This is a genomic window from Erwinia typographi (assembly GCF_000773975.1).
Taxonomy (GTDB): Bacteria; Pseudomonadota; Gammaproteobacteria; order Enterobacterales; family Enterobacteriaceae; genus Erwinia; species Erwinia typographi.
This window is the reverse complement of sequence record NZ_JRUQ01000074.1, coordinates 1-1,177: the sequence shown is the minus strand read 5'-3', so window position 1 is coordinate 1,177 and position 1,177 is coordinate 1. Positions and strand designations below refer to the sequence as shown.

The 1,177-nt window shown below is 51.3% G+C and carries 1 protein-coding gene and 1 pseudogene; one reads left to right on the top strand and one right to left on the bottom strand.

Annotated features, from left to right (window positions below):
• Positions 1-233 (bottom strand): annotated as a pseudogene (locus NG99_RS28550) (IS1 family transposase); the annotation flags it as partial.
• Between the two features lie 472 nt (positions 234-705).
• Here NG99_RS28550 and NG99_RS30110 point away from each other — a divergent pair.
• Positions 706-1,177 (top strand): inverse autotransporter beta domain-containing protein (locus NG99_RS30110; RefSeq protein WP_034898333.1); only part of this gene is annotated, 472 nt, incomplete at its 3' end.

The following is a 1,177-nucleotide window of genomic DNA, read 5'->3' as shown; positions in this document are numbered from 1 at the left end:
CAAATCTATGTACAGGCTCAGTGCTGGCGGTATCACGAACGCCAGCACCGTTGAAGACCATATCAACGATCTGCTCTTTGATTCCCGGCTTCCGTGCTTCGTAGCTATAGGTGAGTTGGAATACGTGGCGACAGGACCGACACCGGAAACGCTCGCGCTTAGTCGGGCTGAGGCCATGTCGATAAACTTCACCGGAATGGCAGCGGGGGACAATGAACAGTCACGGTAGCCATGCAGGAACCTCTAATAACGGAAGAATATCACAGAAACCAACTATTGAAGGCATTAACCGTTCTTTTTTCAGCGAACTGAAGAACGATTCTGCTACCGCATTATCCCAGCAGTTGCCTCATACGGGGGGCAGGATTATCAATGCTTATTAAACCGGTGTGGTTAAATATTTGTTGCAGCATGGGGTTTAGTACCATATGACATCTTTTTCATTTCTCTACTTTCTCCTGCTAGATAAATCGCTTTTTTACTGAAAAAAAAGGTTTTTTCTTATTTTGTTGCCAGCAGTATTGATAGTTTAAGGGGATTGTTTTTGCTTGTGTTAATAGCCCTGGTCGATTTATTCGGTTTTGTCGATTTTATCGCGCGGCGTTATTATTGCTGTATCTGGTTAAACATTATTTTCTCCGCCGTGAACGGGTGTGCTTATTTCGCGTTTACTGGCGGGTATATTTTCCTTGTTTCGGGGTTATCATGAATAACATCACCTTGTTCCGTGCCGCCGCGCGGTGTCAGATTGTGCTCCAGCTTCTGCTGATAGTGTCGCCGGTTTCCCGGCTGTCGGCAGCAACCCTCACGCCCGCGGTCCCTGACCCGCAGGTATCTGCGTCTCTCTCACGTTCTCCGTTTTCTTCAGACCACCCGGCGGATGACAGCGCTTACCTGCCTTATTCCTCCGCAATGACGGAAGGGGCCGGGCTGCTGACTGCCGGCAACACGCCTGATGCGGCGGCCTCTCTGGCGGCCGGTGAAGCCTCCGGTGCACTGCAGGCGTGGCTGGGACAGTACGGTACCGCGCGCATTCAGCTTAATGTTGACCGGCACGGCAACTGGAGCCACAGCAGCGGGGATTTACTGCTTCCGCTGTATGATAACCAGCGCTCTGTGCTGTTTGTTCAGGGGGGAATACGGAAACCGGATGACCGGCTTACCGGTAACCTGGGCT